At 64.4% G+C, this 23,216-nt stretch carries 14 protein-coding genes and 1 pseudogene; 10 read left to right on the forward strand and 5 right to left on the reverse strand.

The annotated features are described in order from the left end of the window. Positions 1 to 33 precede the first annotated feature (33 nt). The 5 genes from U5771_RS05590 (at position 34) to U5771_RS05610 (ending at position 8,303) form a co-directional block, all read left to right on the forward strand. Entirely contained in the window at positions 34 to 1,449 is a 1,416-nt protein-coding gene (locus U5771_RS05590) for a TolC family outer membrane protein (RefSeq protein ID WP_322023056.1), read from the forward strand. Beyond that, positions 1,449 to 3,245: a type I secretion system permease/ATPase gene (locus tag U5771_RS05595; RefSeq protein WP_322023057.1), complete on the forward strand. Its 1,797-nt coding sequence runs from the start codon at positions 1,449 to 1,451 to the stop codon at positions 3,243 to 3,245. The genes U5771_RS05590 and U5771_RS05595 overlap by 1 nt, the downstream gene beginning before the upstream one ends. Positions 3,246 to 3,253: 8 nt before the next feature. Continuing rightward, positions 3,254 to 4,621, forward strand: coding sequence for an HlyD family type I secretion periplasmic adaptor subunit (locus U5771_RS05600; protein WP_322023058.1), 1,368 nt, complete (start codon positions 3,254 to 3,256; stop codon positions 4,619 to 4,621). Between the two features lie 152 nt (positions 4,622 to 4,773). Further along, positions 4,774 to 5,562 carry a hypothetical protein gene (locus tag U5771_RS05605; protein ID WP_322023059.1) on the forward strand — a complete coding sequence of 263 codons (789 nt, stop codon included), beginning with the start codon at positions 4,774 to 4,776 and terminating at the stop codon, positions 5,560 to 5,562. A gap of 17 nt (positions 5,563 to 5,579) precedes the next feature. Next, complete coding sequence (locus tag U5771_RS05610) at positions 5,580 to 8,303, forward strand: hypothetical protein (protein WP_322023060.1); 2,724 nt, start codon at positions 5,580 to 5,582, stop codon at positions 8,301 to 8,303. 151 nt (positions 8,304 to 8,454) lie between these two features. On the opposite strand, the gene U5771_RS05615 is transcribed toward U5771_RS05610, so the two are convergent. From U5771_RS05615 to U5771_RS05625, 3 genes are all read right to left on the reverse strand, one after another. Continuing rightward, positions 8,455 to 9,732 (reverse strand): APC family permease, encoded by a 1,278-nt coding sequence (locus U5771_RS05615; protein WP_322023061.1) that lies wholly within the window; start codon positions 9,730 to 9,732, stop codon positions 8,455 to 8,457. A 138-nt stretch (positions 9,733 to 9,870) separates the two neighbouring features. Next, positions 9,871 to 14,448 (reverse strand): DEAD/DEAH box helicase, encoded by a 4,578-nt coding sequence (locus U5771_RS05620; RefSeq protein ID WP_322023062.1) that lies wholly within the window; start codon positions 14,446 to 14,448, stop codon positions 9,871 to 9,873. Between the two features lie 271 nt (positions 14,449 to 14,719). Next, positions 14,720 to 15,244 (reverse strand): metal-dependent hydrolase, encoded by a 525-nt coding sequence (locus tag U5771_RS05625; protein ID WP_059466236.1) that lies wholly within the window; start codon positions 15,242 to 15,244, stop codon positions 14,720 to 14,722. Positions 15,245 to 15,644: 400 nt separating this feature from the next. Here U5771_RS05625 and ggt point away from each other — a divergent pair, with 400 nt between their 5' ends. Continuing rightward, positions 15,645 to 17,366, forward strand: coding sequence for a gamma-glutamyltransferase (ggt, locus tag U5771_RS05630; protein WP_322023063.1), 1,722 nt, complete (start codon positions 15,645 to 15,647; stop codon positions 17,364 to 17,366). A 104-nt stretch (positions 17,367 to 17,470) separates the two neighbouring features. Here the strand turns inward: ggt and U5771_RS05635 are convergent. Beyond that, positions 17,471 to 17,632, reverse strand: a pseudogene (locus tag U5771_RS05635) (alpha/beta fold hydrolase); the annotation flags it as partial. Between the two features lie 39 nt (positions 17,633 to 17,671). Beyond that, entirely contained in the window at positions 17,672 to 19,087 is a 1,416-nt protein-coding gene (locus U5771_RS05640; protein WP_322023064.1) for a TolC family protein, read from the reverse strand. 281 nt (positions 19,088 to 19,368) lie between these two features. On the opposite strand from U5771_RS05640, the gene U5771_RS05645 reads away from it, so the two are divergent. The 4 genes from U5771_RS05645 to U5771_RS05660 all read left to right on the forward strand — a co-directional run bounded on the left by U5771_RS05645 (position 19,369) and on the right by U5771_RS05660 (position 23,208). Then, complete coding sequence (locus U5771_RS05645; RefSeq protein WP_006495012.1) at positions 19,369 to 19,542, forward strand: hypothetical protein; 174 nt, start codon at positions 19,369 to 19,371, stop codon at positions 19,540 to 19,542. 225 nt (positions 19,543 to 19,767) lie between these two features. Next, on the forward strand, positions 19,768 to 19,953 hold the full coding sequence (locus tag U5771_RS05650; RefSeq protein ID WP_322023065.1) for a hypothetical protein: 186 nt from the start codon (positions 19,768 to 19,770) through the stop codon (positions 19,951 to 19,953). A 133-nt stretch (positions 19,954 to 20,086) separates the two neighbouring features. Next, complete coding sequence (locus U5771_RS05655) at positions 20,087 to 22,207, forward strand: peptidase domain-containing ABC transporter (protein WP_322023066.1); 2,121 nt, start codon at positions 20,087 to 20,089, stop codon at positions 22,205 to 22,207. Then, positions 22,204 to 23,208 carry a hypothetical protein gene (locus tag U5771_RS05660; protein ID WP_322023067.1) on the forward strand — a complete coding sequence of 335 codons (1,005 nt, stop codon included), beginning with the start codon at positions 22,204 to 22,206 and terminating at the stop codon, positions 23,206 to 23,208. The genes U5771_RS05655 and U5771_RS05660 overlap by 4 nt, the downstream gene beginning before the upstream one ends. The last annotated feature ends 8 nt before the right edge of the window (positions 23,209 to 23,216 follow it).

The following is a 23,216-nucleotide window of genomic DNA, read 5'->3' on the forward strand; positions in this document are numbered from 1 at the left end:
AACTGCAGTCGGCACAGTCGAACAGATGGGGGTATGTCACGAGAGCTCAACCGCAAGGTCGGGCGTCCTTGGTACGCTGCGCGCAATGCGCTAAAGGCAATCTCCTGCTCTCTTGTGGTCATATCGCCTACACATGCCAACGCGTCGAGTCTGGCGAATCTCGCCAGCGAGGCGCTCGCCCAAGATGCCACGTTCAGGAGCGCCGAAGCTGCGTGGCGTGCGGGGATCGAAAAATCCCCGCAAGGGCGAGCGGGACTGTTGCCGCAAGTTGGTATCCAGCAGGTCATCTATCGCAATGGCGTGCGGATTCCAGGCCAGACCATACCCGGCTATTCGACAAATGGCTTCACCTTGACACTGAGCCAGCCACTCTTCAATTGGGCTGCCTGGGAAAACTGGCAGCAGGGCCAGCTGCTCGCGATGGACGCCGATCTGGCGTTGGCGCAAGCGAAGCAGGACTTGCTCCTTCGTCTAGCTCAGGCCTATCTGGCCGCACTGAATGCGCAGGACGACCTCGCGCTTGCTATCGCTCACCGCAAGGCCGTCGCGGAACAACTGGCACTCGCGAAGCGCCGCTTCGCGCTGGGCGATGCGACCATTGTGGACACGAACGAGGCATTGGCCGGCTTTGATGCTGCACGGGCCGATGAAGTCGCCGCGCAGACGCAGCGCGATACCAGCTACGCGGCGCTCCAGAAGATTGTCGGTCATCCTGTCGACAGGGTAGACGGATGGCGTGACGATGCGCGTCTTCCGCCCGTGGCGCCCGCAGACCTGCAACAGTGGATGGGCACGGCCGCCACCGCAGATTACGGAGTGCGTCGAAAAATGATCGCAATCCAGCTTGCCAGTCGCGAGCGAAGCAAGGCGCGCGCCGGTGACTATCCCACCGTCTCGCTGGTCGGCAATGCCAGCAACGGCAACGCGGCGTTTATCAATGGACAGACGAACTTCTATACGGGCGCGAGCCGCGGCAGCTCCGGCTACGTCGGCGTCCAGATCTCGTTGCCCCTGACCGACGGCCTGATGACCCGCAGCAAGATTCGCGAAGCGCTCGCGCTGGAAGACAAGGCTCGCGAAGATCTGGACGATGCCCAGCGGAATGCCCGGCTCACGGCCCACGACGCGTATTTGGGCGTCACACGGGGACTGGCGCAGACCGATGCGCTGGCGAGCGCGGTGCGCTCCGCCACGGTCGCATTGCGCTCGAATCAGACCGGCTACCGGGGCGGCGTTCGCGTGAATGCTGACGTGCTCGACGCAGGTGACAAGCTCTACCGGGCTCAGCGCGACTTTGCGCGCGCCCGTACTGAAACGCTCGCCCAAGCGCTCAAGCTGAAAGCGAGCACCGCCGACCTGGGCGAGGCCGACCTTGCTGCACTCGATACGATGCTGGTTGAGCACACGCCTGCCCGCATCCCGAGCTCCGGCGCATCGGGAGGACACTGATGTATCAACTCATCAGGCGCCATCTGGTGATCGCGGCCGCGTTCGGTATCGCGTCAAATTTGCTGCTGCTGACGCCGACCATCTACCTGCTGCAGGTCTATGACCGCGTGCTACCGAGCCAGAGCATTCAAACGCTGCTGATGTTGATGGCCTTCATGGCGATCGCACTCGGAATGAATATCGGCGTCGATATTGCCCGCAGCCGGATCTTGTCGGATCTGGGCGTGCGAATAGGCAACCGGCTCGAGCGACTCGCGTTGCAGGCGCAGATTTCCGCTCACGCTTATCGGTTGCCGTCACGCGCGCTCGCGAGTCAGGGTGACATCAATACGCTGCGGGCGTTTCTCGCAGGGTCGGGCGTGATCGCGTTTTTCGACGCGCCTTGGCTGGTGGTCTACGTAGTCGTCATCGGTCTCTTTCATTGGTCTTTGGCGCTGATTGCGGTGCTCAGCGCACTGCTGTTGGTGAGTGTCGCGATGGTCAACGACCGGCTCACGCGCAAGGGTATCGAGTCTTACCTTGCACGGCAGCGGGACGGTGATGCGTTCTACCAGCACCTCGTCCGCAATGCCGAAGTCATGACCGTGCTCGGCATGACGGAAAACCTGGTGGGTGCCTGGGATGTACGCAAGCGCGACTACATCGCCGCGCAGCGCGACGTGTCGGATCGCAGCGCGTTTTATCGCGACTTGACGAAGGGGCTGCGGCAGGCGATCCAGGTGATCATGATGGCAGCCGGCGCATGGCTGGTGATTTCGGGCCATGCGACGCCGGGCGTGATGCTGGCCACGACCATCCTGCTCGGCAAGGCGTTGGCGCCGATCGAACAGTTGATTGGCAACTGGAGGCAGGCCGGCGAGTTGCGCGAAGCATGGCCTCGTCTGGAGGCACTGCTGGTCAGTCAGACCGAGGCCGAACCGATCGCGTTGCCACCGCCCACCGGCGAAATTCGGGTCGAGCAGATCGCGTTCAGCGTGCCGTCGCGAACGCCCGGCCTGGGACGGCTGCTGCTGCGCGGTATCAATTTCACGCTGGCCGCGGGTCAGACATTGGTAATCACAGGTCCCAGCGCATCCGGCAAGTCGACGTTGCTGCGGATCATTGCGGGGCTGTGGCGACCGCAGGCAGGTGCGGTGCGGCTGGACGGCGCCGACATGGCGCAGTGGCCTCGATCGTCTCTCGGCCGGTATCTCGGATACGTGCCGCAGGACGTCGAGTTGTTCGCAGGCACCGTCGCGGAAAACATCGCCCGGACCGCGAAGCCGCTCCCGCTCGATTCGGCCGCGATCGTGCGCGCGGCGAAGCGAGCGGAGGTTCACGAGATGATCTTGAATCTCCCGGAGGGTTACGAGACGTTGATCGGGGATGCAGGGGAACTGTTGTCCGGCGGCCAGCGTCAGCGCATCGCCCTCGCGCGTGCCTTGTACGGCGAGCCAGCCGTGCTGCTGCTGGACGAACCCAATGCGAGCCTCGACACGATAGGGGAAGCCGCGCTCGAACGCGTGCTGCGCCATCTGAAAGCCGATGGAATGACCATCATCGCGGTCACCCACCGGCCGTCGCTGCTCGCACTGGCTGACCGGATATTGCGGCTGAAAGATGGCCAAATGGAACGGCTTGAAATGCCACCTGGACCGGAGCAGGCCGATAGCGGCTCGTGCACAGCGAATGGGCAAACCGACGACGCCAGCGGCTTACCGCAGGGAATCGATTTCGCTGCGTTGCAGGCAAGCCGGTCTTCGTTGCAGGCCGCCCGGGTGCCAACGCTTGATCCGGCGATGGAAGGCAACCGATGAGAACATCCATGGCATTACATCGTGTGAGCGAAAGTCTGAAACGCTGGTGGCCTGCGTCTGTGGCATCCGACGGCAGCGTGCTGCCGTTGCCGCGCCGGTTGATCTGCGTCAGCGTCGCCGGGATCGTCGTCGGTCTGGGTTTGATGTGGGTGTGGGCCGCGCTCGCGCCGATTTCTGGCGCCGTCGTCGCAGAGGGCTCGGTGCGCACCGAAGGCGAACGTAAAACAGTGCAGCACCTGGAAGGCGGCATCGTGAAGCAAATCCTGGTTCGGGATGGCGACCGTGTGAAGGCGGGCCAAGTGCTGGTTGTGCTGGACAACGTGAGTCCGGCGGCCGAATTATCGGCGTTGCAGGCGCAATTTGATGCGGAACAGGCAAAAATCGCCCGCCTTTCCGCCGAGCGCGAACTGAAGGAAACGCTGGCGTTCCCGGCTGCGCTGGAGAAACAGCGCGACGATCCGCGCGTTGCCGAGTTGCTGGCACGCGAGTCTTCGCTGTTCATCGCGCGCCGGCGTGCGTTCGTCGACCAGAGCACGATGCTGCGCACCGAACTGGCACAGACCCGCCAGGAAATCGCGATCAGTTCGCAGTTGATTCAGACGATGAACCGCAGCTACGACATGGCGCGCCAGCAACGGCGGACCAACGAAACGTTGCAACAGGAAGGCTTCGTTGCTGAAACGAAGGTGCTCGATTTGCGGCGGGCCGAGGCTGATGCACTGTCGCGCGTCCAGTCAGGCGCCGCCGATCTGAGCCGCGCGAAGCAGCGGCAGACTGATCTCGAACTCCGAATTGCCGGGCTGCGTCACGACTATGTGAAGGCGGCTGACGACCAGCTTAAGGAAGCGACCACACGCGCGATCCAGATAGGTGAGCGGCTACGCCCAGCTCGCGATCAGTCTGCCCGTACCCGCGTGACGGCACCGGCGGCAGGCGTGATCGTCGGCTTGAAGGTGCACACGATCGGCGCAGTGATCGCGCCTCGCGAGCCGATCGTGGATGTTGTCCCCGAAGGGGCGCCGTTGATCGTGGAAGCGAATATCCGACCGGACGACGTGCGTGAGATCGCGCCGGGCAGCCACGCCGACGTTCGGCTGACGGCCTACAACTCGCGCACCACGCCGATGCTCGACGGCAAGGTCACATACATTTCGGCAGACGCGCTGACCGACAGCGATAAGCGCACGCGCTTCTACGTGGTCCGGGTCGAGGTGCCGGCGCAAGCACTGGAAAAGGCCAACCGTCTCGCCAAGGAGCCGATCGCGCTCGGGCCGGGGCTCCGGACCGAGGTGTATATCCGCACGCATGCGCGCTCGGCCTTCGATTACCTGCTTGAACCGGTTAGGGACGGGATTCGCAAATCGATGCGGGATTAACTTTGCAGCGCTATGCGGGAAAGTACACTTTGTATTTGCAGAGCCACGATCGAATTTTGATCGGTGTGGAAGATAGTTTTTATGAGTGTGGGGTCCGATAAATCAACTCCATAACGTGGTTGTTAAACGCCGTTTCTGAGAGGGTAAGACTAATGAAAGCCGTGACAGCAGCCGCGGTGGCGACCGCCACCGTAGCAAGCAATATAAGTTATTCGCAGGCGGTGCCCGCGTCCGACCTACCGGCCGCGTTGCCGGGAAGTCTGCGTTATGCACAACCTGATGACGCACCACAAATGGCTCCCGTATTGACCAGCCGTCTGAATTCCGCGCAACAAGCGAGTTCGCCGACCAATCAGTCCGTTTCGCTGCAAGGTGTAAAAGAGGTGACGCAAATGATTTCCAGACCGAAAACTCCTGTTGAGTTCGTTCAGAACCTCAAGGTGATTTTTGACGGCGACCTCCTGCTGCAAGATGCGTTCTACACCGAGGCCAATCTGAAAGATATTTTCAGCCTCGAAAGCGCTAGCGTAATCGAAAGCAGGAGTGATTCCGAACAACGACTTTCGATATCTGGGAGCGTGTCAAATTCGATATTTCCTAGAATTAAGACATCTGAATTTTTTGGGGGATCAGTGGCCGGTGCTGGATTCGTGGGCGGAAAAACGATTCACGAGTCAGGCGTAGTCACTGCAGCCTTGAACTTTGGAATGTACGAAGGCGGCCTAGATTTTGATGCTGCGGTGAAAATTTTCGCGAATAAATTTGTACGTCTCCCGCCCGAGCCTTTCCCTCATGGCGGTCCAGGCGCGCCCACCGCACCTCATGGTAGCGAAACATGGAGGTATCAGCAGATAGGCGATCAATATGAGAAGACTATTACTGCCGGGTTCAATTCGACTGGCAAGCTTTCCAATATTCTTATTGAAATAAAGAAGAATTAAGGGGCTGGGCAATAAAAATGAAAACTACTCTTGAGCAAGATGCTCTTAAGAAGCTGGCCGACTTTTTTGGATTGAACTCTTCCTCATATAATTTAGTCATCGCTGCGGCAGAAAAGTCCTCGTTCCTCGCCGGAGAATTGAATGCTTTTGGTAAATTGGAGGGATGGAAATTCGCGCTCGGAGAAAAAGGTAAAGGGGTTTACACCAATCCGAAAGATAAAGTCATTGCCTTCGATCCTACATGGAGCGAACCGGCAAACATTTTTGCCACCACACTGGCTCACGAACTTGGGCACGCGCTGCTGCCAGGCGGGATGGGCGGTTCGCTTGCGCTGAATCCCGATCAGGCCGTTGCCAATGGCTTGACGAACGAAGGGGTGGCGCTGCTTTCCGAATACATCGTTGCAATCCAGTTGGGCCTAACTGGTGGCGCGACCGGTCACATGCATTCGGACTTATCCGACAGTCGTCTGACGCTGCAACTGAATAAACTGGCGGAGGCGGCCGGTATCGACGTCAAAAATGTAACGTGGGGATCCGCTGCCGCTCAGATGCTCGCAAATCCCGGTACGGCGTTTGTCGACGCCGCAGGTAAATACTACGGCACGCTCCCGCCTTCCATTGCCAAATATCTGACCTACACCCAATATTACGCGGACTGGTGGATTCTCCAGCATTCCGGCATGGACCCGAATCTCGTCGACTGGCAGAAAGTCCAGGGCGACATGATCAAGTACACCAGCTTCACAGTTGATGGCCAGGCAGTATTCACGATTGATACAAAGGGCATTCCGCTGCTGAACGGCGGATGGGTGATGGTGAATGGCGACCTTTCGTTGAAAGGTGCCGTGACGACGTCCCTGTTCGGTCCCAACGGCCAAATCCAGGAACAAGCAAAATTCGACTATACGGGGTTCAAGCTCCAGGACGTATTTTATGGGGCTGACGGGAAAGCCACCCAGCGGTACGACTTCCGGCTGGACAACAGCTACACGAAGTACGACTTCAGCACCGATGGCTCGCAGACCGCAACGTTGTATGGTGTGAACGGCAAGATCGCCGAATATGCAAAATTCAACACCGCCGGCTTCAAGACGCTGGACATCTTCTATGGCGCAGATGGCAAAGCCACGCAACAATACAACTTCAACCTCGACAAGAGCTATACGAAGTACGACTTCGCCGCCGATGGCTCGCAAACCGCCTCGCTGTACGGCACGAGCGGCCAGATGATCGAGTATGCGAAGTTCAACGCCAACGGCTTCAAGACGCTGGACATCTTCTACGGTTCGAATGGTAAGGCGACGCAGCAGTACAACTTCAACCTCGACAAGAGCTATACGAAGTACGACTTTGCTGCCGATGGTTCACAGATCGCGACGTTGTACGGCACGACTGGCCAGATGACCGAGTACGCGAAGTTCAACGCCAACGGTGTCAAGACGCTGGATATCTTCTACGGCGCGGATGGCAAGGCCACGCAGCAGTACAACTTCAACCTTGACAAGAGCTACACGAAGTACGACTTTGCCGCGGATGGTTCACAGACCGCCTCGCTGTACGGCACGAGCGGCCAGATGACCGAGTACGCGAAGTTCAACGCAGGTGGCGTCAAGACGCTTGACATCTTCTATGGCGCGGATGGCAAGGCCACGCAGCAATACAACTTCAACCTCGACAAGAGCTACACAAAATTCGACTTCGCTGCCGACGGTTCACAGACCGCGTCGCTGTACGGCACGACCGGTCAGATGACTGAGTACGCGAAGTTCAACGCCAACGGTTTCAAGACGCTGGACATCTTCTACGGTGCGAATGGCAAGGCGACGCAGCAGTACAACTTCAATCTCGACAGCAGCTACACGAAATACGACTTCGCTGCTGACGGTTCGCAGACCGCCTCGCTGTACGGCACAGCCGGTCAGATGATCGAGTACGCGAAGTTCAACGCCAACGGCTTCAAGACGCTGGACATCTTCTACGGCGCGGATGGCAAAGCAACGAAGCAATACAGCTTCAATCTCGACAGCAGCTACACGAAGTACGACTTCGCTGCTGACGGTTCGCAGACCGCCTCGCTGTACGGCACGACCGGCCAGATGACCGAGCATGCGAAATTCAACGCGGCAGGCGCCAAGACGCAGGATATCTTTTTTGGTGCGGACGGAAGGGCAACCAAGCAGATCGATTTCAATTTTGACGGCAGCTACGCCTCTCACGTCTTTAATAACGATGGTTCTCAATTCGCGGCGTTGTTTGGCACGACCGGCCAGATGACCGAATACGCGACTTTCAATGCCAACGGTTTCAAGACGCGGGATATTTTTTACTCGAACGGACAGGCGACGCACCTTTACGATTTTTCCATCGATAATAGCTTCAGAGCTCACATGTTCAGTGGCTCGGATGAAATGGTCGGGCTTTTTAATTCCAATCATATTATTTACGACTATTATCAGTACACGTCGGGAAGGCTATTTGAGCGGAATATTTTTGACGGGATTGGGCGTCAAATTGAGGCTGATCGCTATAACATGTTCACTGGAAAATTAACTGGGTTCTCAAAATTCTCATATAACAAGGATGGTACTTACAACGCAAACAAGTATGATTCTTTGGGTGAATTGATTGGTAGTTCTAAGTATACTGGAGATGGGCACTGGATTCAGAACAATTCAATCTATATTCCCGGCAGTAGCGGCTTTCCTTCCGCCCAGTTGATCTGGGGTTTCCAGGTCTGATTGGTTCAATGTGTGCACAGGTATGTCTCATCCGGGACATATCTGTTTCGTTAGCTGACTCGGGTCTCGATCATGGAGATAGCGAAGATCGTTGATTCTTGTCGTGTTACGGTGAAGAAACGATGCGACAGGTTCGCAGAAGGTGGCAACTTCATTTGGGGCTGCGGCCGGCCACCCGCAGATAAACCAGCGCACCGCCCGCAAGCAGCAGCGGGCACAAGATAAACCACCCCGTCGTCAGGAACAGCCCCGCGACGGCGACCAGCGAAATCCACGCGCAGCGGTACGCGATGCCGCCGCGCGGCAGCAGTTTCAGCGCGGCCGCCGCGCCGAGCCCATACACCATCACGAAGCATCCGGACGTGACGAGCACGAGCGGTTTCGGCCCGACGTCCGAGAGCGTCGTCGCGGCCAGCGCGATGGCCGCCAGCACTGCGATCACGCCGAGACTGCGGCGCGGCACGCCGCCAACCTGGCTGCCTTGGGCGAGCCACGCGGGCAGTGCGCCGTCGCGTCCGAGCGCCGCGCCGAGCTTGGCCGCGCCCGCGAAATACGCATTCATCGTGCCGAGCGTGAGCAGCAGTGCGGCCGCGGCCGCCAGCACCTGCGCATGACCGCCGATACCGCCCGCGATCAGTTCCGCAAGCGGCGCACCCGACGCGCCGGCCGACGGCCCGAGCACCGTCACGCTCGCGGCCGCGACCGACAGATACAGGAAGCCGACGACCACGACCGCGATGCCGGCCGAGCGCGGCATGTCGTGCGCGGGCCGGCGGAATTCGGCCGCGAGGTGCGTGATCGCTTCCCAGCCGGCGAAGCTCCACACGAGCAATGCCGCAGCCTGGCCGACCGCGAGCCAACCGTGCGGCGCGAACGGATGCAGGTTCGCCGTGTGCGCATGCGGCGCGGACGCGAGCACGGCGGCCAGCAGCAGCGTGACGAGCAGCGCCGACAGCACGAGCTGCATGCGGCCCGACACCGTGACGCCGAACGCATTCGCGGCCGACACCGTCGCGATCAGCGCGGCGGCCGTGACGATGACCGTGGTATGCCCGCCGCCCGTGACGGCCGCGACGTATGCGCCGCCGAACATCGCGGCGGCCGGCGCACCGGCCGGCACCGCGAAATAGAAACACCAGCCGACGATCGCAGCGGCTTTCGGCCCGAATGCGCGTCGCGCGTAGGTCGATACGCCGCCCGCGTCGGGATAGCGCGCGCCGAGCGCGGCGAAGGTGGCCGCGAGCGGCCCCGACAGCACGACGAGCGCGGCCCACGCAAGCAGCGACGCGGGGCCCGCGACCTCGGCGGCGAGCGCGGGCAATGCAATGACGCCGGTGCCGAGCACCGCGCCGATATACAGCGCGGCGCCCTGGAAAATCGTCAGCGAGCCCGCGTGATGAACGGCGGGCGAATCGGCATGCGAGGACATGAAAGGCAGTCTCCGGAAGGCTTGTTCTGGGCGCGGTCGAGCGCGCAATGAATCGTTCGATGCTACCCGAACGTGCGCGGCGTTGCCGCGCGGCGTTCAGTAGTCCGCGGCGTGCCGTGTGTCAGCCGATGTCAGGAGTCAGTGGCGGCGCGCGAGCCGCAGCCGCGCATCCTCGCGCGCGGCGGGCGGCAGCTCGGGCGCGTAATGGAACGTGCCCGCCACGAGCGATGCGATGGGCACGCCGTCGCGGAACAGCACGCGATTGCCGGCCAGTGCGGGCACCTTGTCGCCGGGCAACAGCGTGCCGGCAAGGTTCAGCGGATCGGCGCCCGTCACGCACACGTACTGGCCGTCGCCCGGTTGGCGACGCACTTCGCGCAGGACCGGGATCGCTTCCGGCAGCGCGAACTGCTCGCCCGCGAGCCCCGCGACGAAGCGCCCGCCGCGAATCTCGCCGCGCGCCTCGAGCCGCTGCAGCACGCGCACGAGTTCGCGCCAGCTCGGCAGCCAGTCGGCTTCGCGTTCGAGCAGCCGCCAGAACACCACGCCATAACGGCGCAGCAGCGTCCAGACGATGTGTTCGAGCGCATCTGGATCGGTCGCGGGCGCGCCGCGATTCGGTGCCGGTGTCGGGGTATCGTCCGGTGCCGCAACGCGCTGCACGAGCGCCCAGCGGCCGGCGTCGTCCATCCCGCCGATCAGTGCGCCGCCGCGCCGCGTGCGCGGCGCATACGTCGCGCTGCGCTTGACCGCGGGCTTCAACAGCGCGCGCAGCCCGGCGAAGCTGTCCGCATTCACGAGGCCGGCCGACACGAGTTCGCCGAGCGCCTGTTCGAGTTCGACGGGCAGCAGGTGCAGTTCGTCGAGCAGCGCGTCGAAGAACATCGCGCCGTGTGCGGCGAGTGCGTCACGCACCTGCGCCGCGCGCGCGGACAGTGCGGGTTGCGCGTCCGGGTCGCGCAGCGCCTGCCATGCGCTGATGTGGCGGCGCGGCAGCAGCACGACCGGCGTCGTCTTCACGGGCGTGCCGGCCGCGCGGGCCGGTGCGCCGATGCGGGTCCACACGAGCTTGCCCGAGCGGCACAGTTCGTCGAGGCCGCCGGCCGTGTAGTCGGACAGGCGCGCGGGCAGCAGCGCGTCTTCCCATGCGCTTGCCGCGGCTTCATAGCCTTCGAGCTGCTCGACGACGGCCGCGAGCGCGTCGCGGCCGGTGCCGCGCGTGTCGGGCGTCAGGTGCTGCCAGTGGAACAGGAAGCGCATGAAATCCGCGCGCTCGACCGGTTCGATCTCGCGGCGCAGCCGCTTGACCGTGTAGCGATGAATGCGCGCGAGCAGGTGGCGTTCGCACCATTCGTCGGTGGTTGCTCCCGGCGTGAAGCGGCCGCGCATCACGTAGCCTTCGCGCTCCAGTGCCGCGAGCGCGGTCGCGATTGCCGCCGGCGGCAGGCCGAGCGGCTGCGCGATGGCGTCAAGTGTGAGCGGCCCGAATCCGGTGAGCCGCGCGCGGATCACGTCGACGAGCGCGGCATCGGCTTCCCATGGTTGTGCGCAAGCGGCCGGCACCTTCAGCGCGGGTGCCACGCGTGCATCGGGATGCAGCGCGCGCACGCAGACCAGCCGTTCGACCGGCACCCACAGCGCGGTGCTGTCCGGCGCGACGAGTTTCGTCGCGCGGCGGCGTTCGGCCAGTTCCGCAAGCCGCTCGGGCCAGCCTGCATGCGCATGCGCTTCGCGGTCGGCGACGCAGGCGAGCGTGAGCAGGGCGTCGTGCATTTCGTCGGCATCGCGCACGAGCGGCCACGCTTCGTCGCGCACCGCATCGATTGCGTCGGCGTCGAGCGCGCCGAGATCGTCGGCCGATTCGGGATCGCTCCAGCGGCGCGACTGCACGGCCTGCGTGCGGCGCTCCTCGAGCGGCGCGTCGTCGAGGAACGCATAGGGCTTCGCGTTCAGGATCTCGGCCGCGAGCGGCGACGGCGCGGGCAGGTCGCGTGCGATGAGTTCGATCGCGTCGCTTTCGATCCGGCGCAGCAGCGCGAGCCAGCCGTCGGTATCCATCGCGTCGTGCAGGCAATCGTCGAGCGTCTGGTCGACGAGCGGATGGTGCGGAATCTCGCGTTCGCCGACGATGTTCTCGAGGCACGCGACCTGGTCGGGGAACACGGTCGCGAGCAGGTCCTCGCTCTTCATCCGCTGCAACTGCGGCGCGGTGCGCCGGCCGCCGGTGAAGCGCGGCAGCGCGAGCGCGGTCGTCGCGTTCCAGCGCCAGCGCACGCCGAACATCGGCGCGTCGAGCAGCGCCTGGACCAGCACGTGCTCGGCGCTGGCCGAGCGCAGGTAGCGCCACACTTCGTCGAGCGCGAAGCTGTGCGCGAGCGACAGCGAAAGAATGATCGCGTCGTCGGTCGCGGCGGCCTGCAGCTCGAAGTTGAAACTGCGGCAGAAGCGCTTGCGCAGCGCGAGCCCCCACGCGCGGTTGATGCGGCTGCCGAACGGCGAATGGATCACCAGCTGCGTGCCGCCCGATTCGTCGAAGAAGCGCTCCATCACGAGCGTGTCCTGCGTCGGCAGTGCGCCCAGCGCCGCGCGCGTGCGCGCGAGGTAGTCGGCGATCTGGCGGGCCGCATCGGGCGACAGGTGGAGATCGTCGACGAGCCAGCGCAGCGCCGGCGCGAGGCGGCTTTCGGCCGGGCTGGCAGCGGGGAAAAGGGTGACGTCGTTTCGCACACTGATCGCGGCTTCGGCTTCGGCTTCGGCTTCGGCTTCGGCTTCGGCTTCGGCTTCGACGCGTGGCGTCGGTTTTGCAGTGCCTTTGGTCTTGGCCCGGCTCGTCGCCTTCACGACAGCCGCGGTCTTGCCGCCGGAATCGACGTCAGCGCGTTCACCGCCTCCGGCATGCGCCTGCCGATCGCCTTCGGCGAACAGCCCGTCGAGCCGCGCGCGCAGCCGGCCGACCGCCGCCGACAGCTCGTCGCTGCGCCCGGGCGCCTCGCCGATCCAGAACGGAATGCTCGGCGACTGGCCTTGCGCGTCCTCGACACGCACGCGGCCCGTTTCCACGCGAATGATCCGGTACGACTGGTTGCCGAGCTGGAACACGTCGCCCGCGAGGCTCTCGATCGCGAAATCCTCGTTGACGGTGCCGACCTGGATGCCCTGCGGTTCGAGCAGCACCGCGTAGTCGGCCATGTCGGGAATCGTGCCGCCCGATGTCGTCGCGGTCATCATCGCGTTGCGGCGCCCGCGCACCGTGCCGCCGACCACGTCGCGATGCAGATACGCGCCGCGCACGCCGCGGCGGCTCGTGAAGCCTTCGGCGAGCATCTTCATCACGTCGTCGAAGCGTTCGCGCGACAGGCGCGCGTACGGCGCCGCGCGCGTGAAGCTCGCATACAGCGCGTCCTCCTGCCATTCCGCACAGGCGACTTCGGCGACGATCTGCTGCGCGAGCACGTCGAGCGGGGCCTCGGGAATCCGCAATGCGTCGAGTTCGCCGCGTTGCACGCAATCGAGCAGCGCCGCGCATTCGACCAGTTCGTCGCGCGACAGCGGGAACAGGCGGCCCTTCGGCACACCGCCGACATGGTGCCCCGAGCGGCCGACGCGCTGCAGGAACGGCGCGATCCCGCGCGGCGACCCGACCTGGCACACGAGATCGACGTCGCCGATGTCGATGCCGAGTTCGAGCGACGCGGTCGCGACGAGCAGCTTCAGTTCGCCACGCTTGAGCCGCTGTTCGGCGTCGAACCGATGTTCCTTCGCGAGACTGCCGTGGTGCGCGGCGATCGCGTCCTTGCCGAGGCGGTCGGCGAGATGGCGGGCCATGCGTTCCGCGGTGCGCCGCGTGTTCACGAACACGAGCGTCGTGCGATGCGCGGCCGCGAGCGTGGCGATCCGGTCGTACACCTGTTCCCACACGTCGGTCGCCATCACCGGCTCGAGCGGCACGTTCGGCAGTTCGAGCGCGAGGTCGCGTTCGCGCGTGTGACCCGTATCGACGATCGTGCAGTCGCGCGGCGCATCGGCCGGGCCGCCGACCAGGAAGCGCGCGACCGCGTCGATCGGCTTCTGCGTGGCCGACAACCCGATACGCGGCAATGCGCGGCCCGCCAGCGCGTCGAGGCGTTCGAGCGACAGCGCGAGGTGGCTGCCGCGCTTGGACGACGCGAGCGCGTGGATTTCGTCGACGATCACCGAACGCACGCTCGACAGCATTTGCCGGCCCGACGTGGACGACAGCAACACGTACAGCGACTCGGGCGTCGTCACGAGAATGTGCGGCGCGCGCTTGCGCAGCGCCGCGCGTTCGGCCTGCGTCGTGTCGCCGGTGCGCACGGCGGTGCGGATCGCCGGCACCGGCAGGCCGAGTTGTGCCAGCGATTCGGCGACGCCGGCGAGCGGCGCGTCGAGGTTCACGTGGATGTCGTTCGACAGCGCCTTCAGCGGTGACACATAGACGACGAGCGTCGCGTCAGGCAGCGCACCGTCGTGCGCGAGTGCGTCGTGCACGAGATCGTCGAGCGCGCACAGGAACGCGGTGAGCGTCTTGCCGGAGCCGGTCGGGGCGGCGACGAGCGTCGACCGGCCGGCCTTGATGTGCGGCCACGCGAGCGCCTGTGCACCGGTCGGGGCGGCAAACGTGCGGCGGAACCACGCGGCGACGGCCGGGTGGAACACGTCGAGCGCGTGGGCGGGGCGGGTGGCGGTGACGTCCATCGGAGCGTTGAAATGGGGTGCGAGCGCGCGGGCGGCCGCGCGCGAATCGTCAGTGTGCCAGACGTCGCGGGTGCGTGCCGGGCACCGCGGGTGGAAGCGCGCGCGTCGCGGATTCAGGTGAGGCGCGGTACCGGCATTTCAACAGGCGTGCGCGCGGAACGGCATCCGCCCGGTCGCGGGTGCCGGTTCGGCGGGAGGAGGGGAACGTTGCGTTCGACGTACGCCGAGTGGATGCGCGACCCGATCCGGGATGGCACGCAACCACGCACGACTACACGCGATGCAACCAGCCGAGCCAATGTTCGAGGAACGGTGCGCGGGTCCACAGCGACTGCGCGAGCCACAGCGTGCCGCCCCATGCGGCAGCGACGACGATCAGGTCGCAATGTCCGCTGTTCCACAGGTTCAGTGAATGGCGCCGCCAGATCCACGGCACGCCGAGCGGATTCGGCCAGTCGGCGAGCAGGTGCATCACGCCGCCGCACGCGAAGCCGAACAGCGGCGCGGCCCACAGCGGATGCGGATGATGCGTGAGCCCGTGCCAGCCGAGCGCGAGCAGTGCGATCCAGCCGATGCCCCAGTGCGTGACGGTGCGGTGCGTGATCCACAAGCGGCGCTTGCGGGTCCACCACGCGACTTCGAGCCAGTCGGGCGCGGTGCCGCCCGCGACGCCGGCCGCGAACGCGGCGAGCAGGCCCGCGTGCCAGGGACCGGTCGCGCCGGTTTGCGCGACGAGGACGGCGGCGGCGACGCCGGCCGCGAAGCCGGACGCGTGATGCGCATTGTGTGATGCCATAGGAAACGAGACGAGGAAGCGTGAAGCGGCAGCGGACGAGCGCGAACGATCGGGCGCGAAAGCGGGGCGCTATCTTCTCAGATCGGCCTGCTCAGCGGGCGGTTCGATCGCATTTTTTTACATGTGCCGGAGCCGCGCAAGCGGTGCATGCCGTGATTTTCCGATTGCGCGGTGCGCTTCGAATCCGCCGCATGCAATTTCGACTGATCCGCCGGCCCATTTTTTGCTCCGCCGTGTGATCGACCGCACACGATCCATGGCAATTCGTAGTATTGGCGAATTTTCCGGCCACATTCCCAGATTCACTACGAAACCGGCATATGGCTGACCGTGCGCCAGCGGCTATAAGCGGATCAGGGGCTATTTCCAGCCCGCCGGAGACCTACATGGGAGACATGCAATGACTACGCTGAATCGCTTCAAATCATCCGCCGTCATGCTCGCGACGGTGGCCGGCATCGGCTTCCTGCCGAACGCGCCGGCCTATGCGAAGGGGCCGCAGCCTGCGGTCCTGACGAGCTCGGCGGTCGCGGTGGCCGACAAGTACAGCGCGGACGCCGCGGAGCGGATCTTCAAGGAGGGCGGCAACGCGATCGATGCGGCCGTTGCGATCGCGTTCACGCTGGCCGTCACGTACCCGGAAGCCGGCAACATCGGTGGCGGCGGCTTCATGACGATCTACAAGGACGGCAAGCCGTATTTCATCGACTATCGCGAGCGCGCGCCGCTCGCCGCGACGAAGGACATGTATCTCGACAAGGACGGTAACGTCGTCAAGGGCATGAGCCTGTACGGCCCGCGCGCGGCCGGTGTGCCGGGTACGGTCGCGGGCATGTGGGAAGCGCAGAAGCGCTTCGGCAAGCTGAAGTGGAAGCAGGTGCTCGCGCCGGCGATCCACTATGCGCGCGACGGTTTCGTCGTCGACGAGCAACTGGCGCAGCGCGGCGTCGACGCGTCGAAGGAGTTCGGCGGCAAGACCAACTTCGACAAGTACTTCTCCGGGCTGAAGGCCGGCACGAACTTCAAGCAGCCCGATCTCGCGGCGGTGCTCACGCGCATTGCGGATGGCGGCGCGGAAGGGTTCTACAAGGGCAAGACGGCCGAGCTGATCGCCGCGTCGATGAAGACAGGCGACGGCAACGGGCTGATTACCACCGAGGATCTCGCGCAATATCGCGCGGTGTGGCGCCAGCCGGTGCAGGCGAAGTGGAGCGGCTATGACGTGATCACCGCGCCGCCGCCGAGCTCGGGCGGCATCGGCCTCGTGCAACTGCTGAAGATGAAGGCGGACCTCAAGCAGGACTTCGAGGGCGTGAAGCTCAACTCGCCGCAGTACATCCACCTCGTCGCGGAAATCGAGAAGCGCGTGTTCGCCGATCGCGCGCAGTATCTCGGCGACCCCGACTTCTACAAGGTGCCGATCGCGCAGCTGACCGACGACGCATACATCGCGAAGCGCGCGGCGGAGGTCAATCCGAAGGAACCGTCGGACACGAAGAGCGTGCAGCCGGGCCTCGGCACGTCGATGCCGGAGAAGGCCGAGACGACGCACTTCTCGGTCGTCGACAAGTGGGGCAACGCGGTGTCGAACACGTACACGATCAACGGCTATTTCGGTTCGGGCGTGATCGCCGACGGCACCGGGATCGTGCTGAACGACGAGATGGACGACTTCTCCGCGAAGCCGGGCGTCGCGAACATGTTCGGCGTGGTCGGCAGCGACGCGAACGCGATCGAGCCGAAGAAGCGTCCGCTGTCGTCGATGTCGCCGACGATCATGACGAAGGACGGCAAGGTGTCGCTCGTGATCGGCACGCCGGGCGGCTCGCGGATCTTCACGTCGATCTTCCAGGTGATCAACAACATCTACGACTTCAGGATGCCGTTGAAGGAGGCCGTCGGCGCGATGCGTTTCCATCATCAGCTGCTGCCGCCGAACACGATCTTCTGGGAGCCGTACCACCCGATCGAAGGCGAACTCGCGAAGCAGCTCGAGGCACGCGGCTACACGCTGAAGGGGCAGGACTTCAGCGGCGATATCCAGGTGATCAAGATCGACGGCAGGACGCCGGAGGCGATGGCCGATCCGCGCGGGCGCGGGGTCACGCGGATCATTCGGTGACGTCGCGTATCGAGTGACGCGTGCGCGTTCGCGAAAGCGGCCGCGCATGCGGTTCCGCGGCCGGTATCCGCCCCGGTGCCGGTCGGGGAACCGCGTCGCAGGGCTCAGGCGGTCGCGCGGAGGAATCCGGCGATCCGGTCAGTCACCGCGTCGGGCGCATCCTCGAAGCAGTAGTGCCCGACGCCGGCCAGCCGCTCGACGGGCGCTGACGGAAACAGTGCAGTGAACAGCGGCAGGAAGTGTTCGGCGCCGAGCGTTCGATCGGCGCACGCCGATAACGCATGGCCAGCGACGAACCGTCCCGCTCAGCTCCGGTCGTTCGCCGCGTTGCTTTCGAGGAAGCTGTCCACCGCGATCAGCGACTGCTCGTCGAGCGTACCGAGCACGCTTTTCAGCTTCAACTGCAGCTTGAGCGCATCGAGATAGCTGTCGAACAGCTTCTGCCGGATGCCCGAGATGTCGCGCCGCAGGTTCAGCGTTTCGTACGTGGTGCTGTAGCCGACCTGGTGCGCCTTCATCGACGCGTCGTAGGCGAGCCGCGCCGCCTGCAGCGACTGCTGCAGCGCCCGGATACGCGTGCCGACCGATTCGAGCGCGGACAGCGCCTCGCGGTGATCGGTGCTCAACTGCGCGTCGACCTCGCGCAGCCGGTTGCGATACTGCTCGGTCACGTGTTCGGCTTCGACCTGCCGGTAATACACGCTGCCGCCGGAGAAGATCGGGATCGTCACCTGCACGCCGACCGCGCTTTGATGGAAGTCCGAGCGATCGGTCAGCCCGCGCAGGTTCGGATTGAGCCCGCGCGAATACGACGCGAACAGGTCGACGGTCGGCAGGTGCTCGGCGCCGATGCGCTTCGCGGCGAGCCGCGCGACCTGCACGTCGCGGTACGCCTGGCGATACGCGGGGTTGTCCTGCGGCGCGTAGTCGCCGGTCGGAATGCGTGGCTGCGAGCCGCGCAGCGCGAGCCGCGGCCAGCGCGAGAAATCGATCGTCGACCCGAGCAGCGTCTCGTAGCGCGTGCGGCGCGCATCGACGTCGGTCTGCGCGAGCGCCTCGTCGGATTGCGCGAGACTGCGGCGCGCCTCGATCTCGGCTGTGTCGCCGATCGTCTTCATCCCGAGCTGCGCCATGCGGCGCGTGTCGCTTTCGAGCCGCGCGAGCGCGCTGACTTCGTCGTCGGCCGACTGCAGCTTCTCGCGCGCGCTGAGCAGATCGAAGCACGCGTTCGCGACGCGCAGGATCAGCTCCTGTTGCGCGACCTCGAGCTTCTGCTTCGCGGATTCCTCGTATTCCGTCGCGCGCCCCATGTCGTACAGGTAGGGCACGTTGAACAGCGCCTGCGTGACCTGGGCCGAACCGTATGCGGCGTTGCTCGAACCGCTGACGTCGATGCCGAACAGGTTCGCATGCGTGCCGTAGCGTCCCCATTCGAGTTGTGCGGTGGCCTGCGGCAGCATCAGCGCGCGCGCCTGCGGAAATTTCTGGCGCGCCGCGTCGTATTCGTTGCGTGCCTGCAGGTAGCGCGGATCGTGCGCGACCGCGTACTGGTAAGCGCTATCGAGGCAGAACGCCTGTGCGTCCCCGGCCGCACCCGATACTGTTACAGCGAACAATGTCACGATCGCAAGTCGGGGATTCCACCTAGTCGTATTTCTTGATAGGGGGATACCCGTATCCTGCGTCGCCGATCCGCACTTCGCGCGCGTCGTTTCAAACATGGCCGTCTCCGTCTCCTGCCCGTGCCGCAACGCATTGCGGAGGGATTTAAACGTTTTAAAAATCGAGTTCAAGTAATCTGAATGCCGGTTGCAAGCGGCGCATCGGGAAACGCACCTGTAAGAGTGTGTCCTCCATTGAATTCCAATGCGATCGCATGATAGCCTGATTTCGGCTGGTAATCGCGGTGATTATTAGATTAACAAGTCGCTAGGGATTAAAAGCCGTTTGTATTTCAATGAAGGTTCTTTGCATCATCTTTATTTTTTACGAGGAGAGAATGATGAAGGTCATGACGACGGAGCAAGTCAGGAACGTGCACGGCGGCGGTGCGATCAGCTCGCTGGGCAGCCTCGCCGTGGATGCCGCGCCGGTGGTGACCGCGCTCGGCCAGTTCCTGCCGAGCCTCGGCAATTACCTGCAGAACCCGAAGACGTTCAATAACACCGGCAAGTAACTGCCGTGCGCGGGGAGGCGCCCCCCGCGTGAAGTGCCGCGAAACAGAAGTAAAAGAATCGATCGCCGCTTGGTGGATAAAGCGAATTCGGAATGCATTATTTCGAATCGGGCGATTATCAGGAGGCAGGAGTGCCGGATTGTCGTCGTAATAAAGTCAACGGCCGTTGATATTTCAATTGGCCGACGGTCCGCAGGCATTCCCACAATATAAAGGCCACAACAAATGCGAGACATCACGGAAGAACAGGCCCGCCAGATTCGCGGCGGCGCGTCGCTTTACGCCAATTCGGCCGCCAATACGGTCGATCTCGTCAATCAGTCGATCGGCTCGACGTTGCAGGGCCTGATGACCCAGTACCAGACCCGCGCCGTCGAACAGTTCCGGATGTCGCTCGGCTCGTCGCGCTGAGCGGCCGCCCGCACCGATTTTCGCCGTAGCCGGCCATGCGCCGGCTGCGCCCTCGCGACTCGCGCACGACCCGCCACGGGCCCGCTTCGGCCGGCCCCGGCGGCGGGTCGCCGCGTCCCGGAATTGCCCGACCATGCTTTTCAATACGCGTAAAGTCCGTCCGGTCCTGCAGGACGAGGTGACGGAGTGCGGCCTGGCCTGCCTCGCGATGATCGCGTCGTGGCACGGACGCGAGACGACGTTGCGCACGCTGCGCAACCGCTATCCGGTGCGGATCGATTCCGGGTTGTCGTTCTTCGACCTGATGGAGATCGCGAACGATCTCGGCCTGCGTGCGCGCGGGCTGCAGTTCGACGCCGGCGAACTCGACGCGCTCAAGACGCCGTGCATCCTGCACTGGGGGATGAACCACTATGTCGTGCTGACGAAGGTCGGCTACGGCAGCGTGCACATCGTCGATCCCGCGCTCGGCGAGACGAAACTGCCGCTCGCGCAGGCGCTCACGCACATCACCGGCTATGCGCTCGAGCTGAATCCGGACCTCGGTTTCACGCACGCGGGGCCGGCCGACCGGATCCGGCTGCGCGACTACCTCGAAGGGCTGACGGGCATCCGCAAGAGCCTCGCGATCGGGATCGCGGGCGGCGTCGCCGCGCAGCTCCTGCTGCTGCTCGGCCCGTCGTACGTGCAGCTCACGATCGACGAGGCGCTGAAGAAGACCGACGTCGACATCCTGTACCTGCTGACGATCCTGTTCGCGATCGTGTTCCTGTTCGACACGCTGTATGCGAACCTCGTCGGCAACATCAAGAGCTACCTGCGCAACATCGTGTCGCAGCAGCTGTCGTCGAACATGGTCGGGCATCTCGCGCGGCTGCCGATCGGCTATTTCCTGTTCCACAACACCGGCGATTCGATTTCGCGCGTGTCGTCGGTGTCGGAAGTCGGGCGGTTTCTCGTCGACGGACTGGTCGGCGGGCTGCTCAACCTCGTCACCTGCGTGCTGACGCTCGTCCTGATGCTGTACTACAGCCCGGTGCTGGCCGGCATCAGTCTCGCCGGGATGGTGCTGTTCGCGCTGAGCCGGCTCGCGATCCAGCCGCAGCTGCAGGATGCGATGTCGCAGATCCTCACGCGCGGCGCGGAAGCCGACGCGCTGCTGATCGAGAACATCCGTTCCGCGCATTCGATCAAGCTGCTGTCGGCGGAAACCGCGCGCAGCGGCCTGTGGATCAACGCGTTCACGCAGAAGCTGCAGGCGATGCGCCAGCAGGAGCGGCTGCAACTGTTGTTCGATGCGATCTCGAAGGGGATCGTGCACGTCGAGCAGCTCGTGATCGTCACGTACGGCGCGTGGCTCGTGATGCACGGGCAGAGCACGATCGGCGTGATCTACGCGTTCATCCAGTACAAGAACCTGTTCGCGGACAAGTTCATCGATTCGATCCAGCTCTACGTGCGCCGCAAGGTGCTGCAGGTCCACATGGACCGGGTCGCGGACGTGCTGCAGACCGAGACCGAGGAACCCGCGCCGGACGCGGTCGTGCGGCCGGTCGACGGGTTCGACGGCGCGTTGTCGATCCGCGCGCTGTCGTACACGCCGAAGGGCGGCAACCGGTCGATCCTGCGCGACGTCACGCTCGACGTGCCGGCGGGCGGCAAGATCGCGATCGTCGGGCGCACCGGCAGCGGCAAGACGACGCTGCTGAACCTGATCTGCGGGCTGGTGCGGCCGGCACCCGGCACGCTGTTCGTCGGCGGCGTCGATCTCGCGGACGTGAACCTGCGCCAGTATCGCAAGCATCTCGCGGCCGTCACGCAGTCCGACCAGCTGTTTCGCGGGACGATCCGCGACAACATCACGAATTTCTCGCCCGCCGCGCGCATCGGCGCGATGTTCGACGCGGCGAAGCTCGCGTGCATCCACGACGAGATCGAGCGGCTCGACCATCGGTACGACACGCCGCTCGGCGATACGCAGAAATTCCTGTCGGCGGGCCAGATGCAGCGGTTGCTGATCGCGCGGGCGCTGTATTGCGAGCCGCGCCTGCTGATCCTCGACGAGTTCTCGTCGAACCTCGACCAGGCGACGACGCACGAGATCTGCCGCAACGTGCTGACGCTGCCGTGCACGATCGTGCTGGTCACGCACGACGCGTCGATCCTGTCGATGGTCGACCGGATCTACCAGATGCGCGATGGCGTATTGACCGACGCGACGGCCGCGTGGCGCGCGATCGAGGAGGCCCGGTGATGCTCGGACGACTCTTCCTGCTCAATCCGTTTTCGTATGCGTTCCTGGTGCGGCGCGCGGTACGCGCCGTCGCGCTGCGCACGTCGCCCGCGCGCGGGCTGCGGCTGATGCGCTGGTGCTCGGGTGCGTGCCTGCGCTGCTTTCCGTGCATCCGCGAGTCGATCGAACGCGCGGTCGCGCACATGCTGAGCGGCCACCTGAACGACGACCCGCGCCGCGTGCGGGAGGTATCGGCGGCGATCGTGCGCGAGCTGTTCGAGGCCGAGTTCGCGGGGCTCAAGCTGCGTTCGCACAGCCTCGAGTCGATGAAGTCGATGATCGACGGGATGGCCTGCGACGGCGACGCGCAGCTGCATGCGGCACTCGCGCGCGGCGGCCCGTTGATGCTCGCCGGCCTGCATTTCGGCAACCTGATGCTGTTCGTCACGAAGCTGCGCTTCATGATCCCCGACGACCGCAAGCTGATGGTGATCCTGCATCGCGATGCCCCGGGCGCATTCTTCGACGATGCGCTGCGGCTCGTCGCCGAATACGGCGCCGGCGAGGTCGAGTTCATCGACATCGAGGAGCGCGTGCACCTGCGGCGACTGATCACGAGCCTGCGGCGCGAGGCGCCGGTGTTCCTGCTGTTCTCCGACCTGCACGGCAAGTTCGGCAGGACCAATCGCTGCCGGCTCGGCGGGCGCTGGGTGCGGATGGCCGGCGGCGGCGTGAAGCTCGCGGTCGAGCAGGGCATTCCGCTGCTGGTCGCGTATGCGACGGGCGTGCCGTTCCGCGATCGCTGCGCGGTGCATTTCACCGAGCTCGCGGCCGCACCGCTCGCGCCGATGCTCGGCGCGGACGACGACGCATCGCCGGTGCGCGCGACGCACCAGCGCATCGTCGACCGGCTCGAGCAGGCGCTCGTGCGCCAGCCCGAGCAGTGGCACTTCTGGGAACACTTCACGCCTTACCTGATGCCGGCGCCGCTGCTCGATGCGGCCGCGCGGCGTCGCGCCTGACGAGCTCG

This window comes from Burkholderia sp. BCC1977 (assembly GCF_905339595.1).
Classification (GTDB): Bacteria; Pseudomonadota; Gammaproteobacteria; order Burkholderiales; family Burkholderiaceae; genus Burkholderia.

What these genes read in the sequence shown, in the direction of transcription:
- U5771_RS05610 (WP_322023060.1), top strand. Translation starts at nt 5,580, where the DNA reads ATGAAAACTACTCTTGAGCAAGATGCTCTTAAGAAGCTGGCCGACTTT.
- U5771_RS05590 (WP_322023056.1), top strand. Translation starts at nt 34, where the DNA reads ATGTCACGAGAGCTCAACCGCAAGGTCGGGCGTCCTTGGTACGCTGCG.
- U5771_RS05605 (WP_322023059.1), top strand. Translation starts at nt 4,774, where the DNA reads ATGAAAGCCGTGACAGCAGCCGCGGTGGCGACCGCCACCGTAGCAAGC.
- U5771_RS05620 (WP_322023062.1), bottom strand. Translation starts at nt 14,448, where the DNA reads ATGGACGTCACCGCCACCCGCCCCGCCCACGCGCTCGACGTGTTCCAC.
- U5771_RS05600 (WP_322023058.1), top strand. Translation starts at nt 3,254, where the DNA reads ATGGCATTACATCGTGTGAGCGAAAGTCTGAAACGCTGGTGGCCTGCG.
- U5771_RS05655 (WP_322023066.1), top strand. Translation starts at nt 20,087, where the DNA reads ATGCTTTTCAATACGCGTAAAGTCCGTCCGGTCCTGCAGGACGAGGTG.
- U5771_RS05640 (WP_322023064.1), bottom strand. Translation starts at nt 19,087, where the DNA reads ATGTTTGAAACGACGCGCGCGAAGTGCGGATCGGCGACGCAGGATACG.
- U5771_RS05615 (WP_322023061.1), bottom strand. Translation starts at nt 9,732, where the DNA reads ATGTCCTCGCATGCCGATTCGCCCGCCGTTCATCACGCGGGCTCGCTG.
- ggt (WP_322023063.1), top strand. Translation starts at nt 15,645, where the DNA reads ATGACTACGCTGAATCGCTTCAAATCATCCGCCGTCATGCTCGCGACG.
- U5771_RS05595 (WP_322023057.1), top strand. Translation starts at nt 1,449, where the DNA reads ATGTATCAACTCATCAGGCGCCATCTGGTGATCGCGGCCGCGTTCGGT.
- U5771_RS05645 (WP_006495012.1), top strand. Translation starts at nt 19,369, where the DNA reads ATGAAGGTCATGACGACGGAGCAAGTCAGGAACGTGCACGGCGGCGGT.
- U5771_RS05625 (WP_059466236.1), bottom strand. Translation starts at nt 15,244, where the DNA reads ATGGCATCACACAATGCGCATCACGCGTCCGGCTTCGCGGCCGGCGTC.
- U5771_RS05650 (WP_322023065.1), top strand. Translation starts at nt 19,768, where the DNA reads ATGCGAGACATCACGGAAGAACAGGCCCGCCAGATTCGCGGCGGCGCG.